The organism is Paenibacillus sp. 1-18, assembly GCF_000520755.1.
GTDB classification, from domain to species: Bacteria; Bacillota; Bacilli; order Paenibacillales; family Paenibacillaceae; genus Paenibacillus; species Paenibacillus brasilensis.
Genome location: NZ_ASSB01000098.1, coordinates 1 through 4492, shown reverse-complemented (window position 1 = coordinate 4492; position 4492 = coordinate 1). Strand labels below are relative to the sequence as shown.

General features: G+C 47.0%; 2 protein-coding genes and 2 pseudogenes. 1 reads left to right on the top strand and 3 read right to left on the bottom strand.

The genetic code is table 11. The annotated features are described in order from the left end of the window. Nucleotides 1–231: 231 nt before the first annotated feature. Complete coding sequence (locus L693_RS29825) at nucleotides 232–429, top strand: hypothetical protein (protein ID WP_155983775.1); 198 nt, start codon at nucleotides 232–234, stop codon at nucleotides 427–429. Nucleotides 430–614: 185 nt separating this feature from the next. On the opposite strand, the gene L693_RS0106795 is transcribed toward L693_RS29825, so the two are convergent. The 3 genes and pseudogenes from L693_RS0106795 to L693_RS0106785 form a co-directional block, all read right to left on the bottom strand. Further along, a complete protein-coding gene (locus L693_RS0106795; RefSeq protein ID WP_025716623.1) occupies nucleotides 615–1586 on the bottom strand; it encodes an NAD-dependent epimerase/dehydratase family protein in 972 nt (323 codons plus the stop codon). Between the two features lie 264 nt (nucleotides 1587–1850). Continuing rightward, nucleotides 1851–2982 (bottom strand): annotated as a pseudogene (locus L693_RS0106790) (IS110 family transposase); the annotation flags it as partial. Nucleotides 2983–3543: 561 nt separating this feature from the next. After that, nucleotides 3544–4492: pseudogene (locus L693_RS0106785) on the bottom strand (serine hydrolase domain-containing protein); the annotation flags it as partial.

Genomic DNA, 4492 nt, shown 5'->3' with positions numbered 1-4492 from the left:
CTCTTAGTGTCCAAGTTCACTAAGGGGCTAAAGAGCGAGGTCTTGTTTAAGGAATGGACTTCTAGGTAAACAAAAAATCGGATTAACCCCCTCTGGCTTGAGTTAGATCAATACCTTATAATCTCATTAGCTGTCTCTCGGTTAATAAAGGCTACCTTTCAGTTCGCCGCCTTGGCAGTCATCTTGAGGTCGGCGAGCCAGACATTGAGCGGGGACGTGAGTGCCGCGCGCATGCCGTCGAGGTCGGTCGCTACTGGCGGACCGTCCCCAGGACTCCGTGGTATGTACGACGACTCCTTTGATGGTGGGAGTAATGGTCCATACGTGAACACCGTCGATGCCTTGTGCTGGTCCCCCCAAACGATGCGTCGCATGGGATCAACCTTGCAGATGGTGGAGACGATGGGTAGCCCCTACGTCTCCTACTGAAAGGTGCTTCCCACTGCGATTGGACCGGATAACCGCACCTGGGAGACGTTTCTCTGCCAGGTTGGCCACTAGTCAATGCCAGTCTGTATTCGCCATACGGTCTACTGCGGTGCATTAGTTTTCGACGGAAAGATCGACTATGATCTGGGCATTTCGGTCGATATATATAATTGATCAATCAATAACTATTGCACAATAGCTGACTGACTCTCCTGCAATGCCAACACAGTCGCGGTAATACCTTCCTCGAACGGCGTTGCGGTGATCGGTCCGATGAACCGTTTGTATTTTTCTCCGCTTAGAGTCAGCGGCACTTCGGTTAAATAGAGCATCTCGACGACTTCTTTCATCACAGGCACGCTCATACCTATAAGCGACAAGCCTAATTTCTTCAGGGGTATGACCGGTTTAGCATGGCCGCTTGCCGTTTGTGCAATCCGTACGATCTCTCGCCCCGATATAAGCCCAGCACCTGGTATGTTCCAGTTCTGTCCATAAGCAAAGTCTTTATCTGCCAGTTCGGCAACCATCTCAGCAGCATCCGGTAAATAAACGAACTCGCGGGGAACATGCATATTGCCGACGAAAAAAGCCATTTTACCAGCAGCGATCGCTTCCAGAGTTGAACCTAAATACGAGGCTTGATTAGCTGTAGGCCCATAATAATCGGGCAAGCGAACAATCATAACTTTTGCCTTAGTCCACCGCTCGCTAAACAACATCCGTTCATAGTCCAGGCGGACTTTTCCTTTTATCGTATGAGGCTCCTTTGGATGTTCTTCCGTGACAAGTTCCATTTGTCTTCTCCCATAAGGATAGATTCCATCGATTGCTACTACTTTAATCGCAAGCCGTTCTGCCGCCTCCAGCACTGATTCCCCTAGCGGAATCAGTTTGTCAACCATCTCATGGTAGGGTACGTTCGCGCAATGGAACAATACGTCAGCACCACCTGCTTGAGCTACAATGTCGTCGGGGATCATTGCGTTCCCAATGGCGAGCGTCAAATGCTCTGGATTTTTAAGCTTTCCAGCAAACTGTTCCAACTTCTGACGTGAACGTCCAAAAGCAATGGTGCGTACCCCCCGTTTGACAAGTTCTTCCGTGATTGCTGCTCCCGTCCCGCCCGTTGCTCCAATTACCATCGCTTTTTCCATTTTCCTCAGCTCATTTCGTTTTATTTGTTATTGATCAATCACTAACTTAAATTCATTTTATCGCCTTATTATTGATTAGTCAATTACTAAATTGCAAATCTTTTAAGGAATTCGATCTTATCATGAAGGAAGTAAACTCCTTTAAGCATGGTACAAAGGTAAGCAATCTGGATCAGGAACAGCATCTTATGCCAGTTCTCTGGCCTAGCGATACCCAAAGTGAAAAGAATTATTTGGAGATACAAAAAAATTCAACTCAAAATCGACATTGTGGTGGTGCAGGGCTCGAATATCTGGATTGGTCATGACCATGCACATCGTCATGAGATAGAGAAAACGCCGGAGACGGGGGGCGTCCGCGCTTGCTGAGCACCATTTTTCCACGCCACTTCCCCGAGTAAGCCTCAGCCAGGTTTAAACCCGCATGTCGTAGTAATGCGTTTCCGTGCGTATAGCCGCTCAGATCACCGGCTTCGCCTAGAATCCCAGCTAAGCTCGTTGCATTTACGCCCCGAATGGTGAGCATTTTCTGAGCGTATGGAATACGCTCCAGGATGTGATGAAGCTCGTGTTCAATCTGCTCAAGCTGTCGCTGCGCCAAGTCGTATTCTTCGAGCAGTTGACCCAAGTGCAGCTTATAGGCGTGCCTGCGTAACGCCCACGCTGCATTTAGCCAGTGCAATGAGTTGCTCGGCTCGATGCACCCCTGCATGACGCTTCACGTATTGCTTCCAGCCGGCAATGACTTGCTCCGTCGTTAACCGACTAATTTCCTCCAGAAGAGGAAATAGCCTTAACGTGGCAATGGCACTGGTGCAGGTAAGGATTTTAAAGACATGACGAAGTTCTGGAAACACAATATCTACCCAGCGGTGAATTTGATTAACGGCGCTGTTAAGACGTTTGGCAACCGTGTCGCGATGAGCCATGAGAATCCGAAGTTCCTCGTAGACTTCCGGATTAAAGCGTACAGGGGAATAGTATCCGTTTTGACCCTATCCGCGATGACAAGTGCATCTTTACGGTCACTTTTGGATGGGGTATTATCCCGGTTTTCCTTGTTCTTTTTGACGAGATGAGGATTTACGAGAACAGCCTCAATTCCTTTGACTGAAAGCCAACGAGCCAGGCTTAGCCAGTAGTGGCCAGTTGGTTCCATGCCGACGATGATTTTGTTCAGCTTGTACAACTTAAGCAGATCTTGAATCCAGCGGCTGAACAACTGAAAACCCTCGTCATGGCTGCCAAACTCGAGTGGAGATCCGAGAGCAATTCCCCGGTAGCTAACCGCACGAGCTACGTGAGCTCCCTGGGCAATATCTACGCCTACAACTAGATGTAATGAGGAGATGTTTTCAATGAGTTGATTTTCCTTGTCCTGGGCTTTAAACTTCATAGTAGAGCGACCTCCTGAATGGGCTTTTTGAGGCTATGACCTCGCGCGCAACCCCATCGTACCGAGGCGCTCGTTTTTATGCAAAGAGCAAATTATTCGTTTTACAGGAATTCTAACGTATCCCGTTAGCGGAATAACATATACGAAATTCTGATATTTTTGTACAACAGTCTTAATGTTTGATTTTCCTTGAAGTCTTTTTTAAATAGAAATTGTATGCTGGTGCAATGTGTAGGTTAGTAATATTACGTTGTCTATACCTACTATGTATTTCCTAAAATTCACATATATTCTTAATCTCTATATCGAATTTGCATCTAGCCTATTTTACCGATTTCGGCGGTAAACAATCTGCTGGCGGGAGTGGTAAAGAAGTCGATAGTAGAGCTCACCGGCCGAATATAAAATACGCCGTCGTTATGTCCCTCGTGCATCTTATCTATTTTGAAGTCGTTTTATTCTGAATGCGGACATATGTGCCTCGATTGCATGAAACGACGGTTAATTATAGCAGAAACCGACATCCGCCCTCAAATAAAGGGCGCGATGTCGGCTTTAAACTTAACGGCCAAACTCCTTATCGATTATTTTATTGTGAGCCGGCGTCACTTCCTGGGCTACCGAGTTGATGCACGTTACTAAAATATGCTGCCCGGCCTAGAGATCCGAAGGCTCTCGATTCAAATCCGAAAGTACCGCCGGCATGCCCCCAGTATGATTGCCCGTCAGCTGTTTTTATTTCATAAATCCCTAGTCCGACTTTACCTATAGGTGAATCTACTGTCGTGAGCATCTGGTCCATCATCTCTTGATTTAGAAGTTTTCCGCCCAACAGCGAACTGAAAAAGGTGGTCAAATCTTTGGTTGTTGAGACCATATCTCCGGCTGCATTTGCCCATGATTGACTTATTTCTGTTAAATCGTACAAATGACCCGATCTGTCCATATTATATCCTGTGGCATGCTTACCCGGAATATCGTGACTATTTTCCATTACAAATGTCCCCGTCATCCCGAGCGGTTCGATCAACCTTTTCCTGATCTGCTCCGCATACGTATCTCCTGTTACCTTCTGAATAATTTGACCGGCTAGTAAAGTATTCATGTTCGAATAGTTCCAGCCCTTCCCTGGCGCATATACAGGCGGCTTTGCTAGTCCCATGCTGATAAGCTCGTCGGACGAATAGTAACGGAATGGATTTTGAGGCAAGGTAATATCTCGAAAATCAAGATCAGTATAGCTCGCAAGCCCGCTTGTATGGTTCAATAACTGACGAATCGTAATTTTGTTGCCGTCATACCCATTACCCTTTATGACCCCCGGCAGCCATTTGCAATACAACGGTAGCAGTGAATGTCTTCGTGATGCTTCCAATACGGAATGAAAAATCCGGCTCCACCGGGCGTGGTACTTCGAAACTGGCTGTACCCGTAGCGTAGGACCAGCGTTCCCCATCCTGTAGCCCGCCTGCCACGACACTTGGAACTCTTTTGTTGGTAACTACTTGAT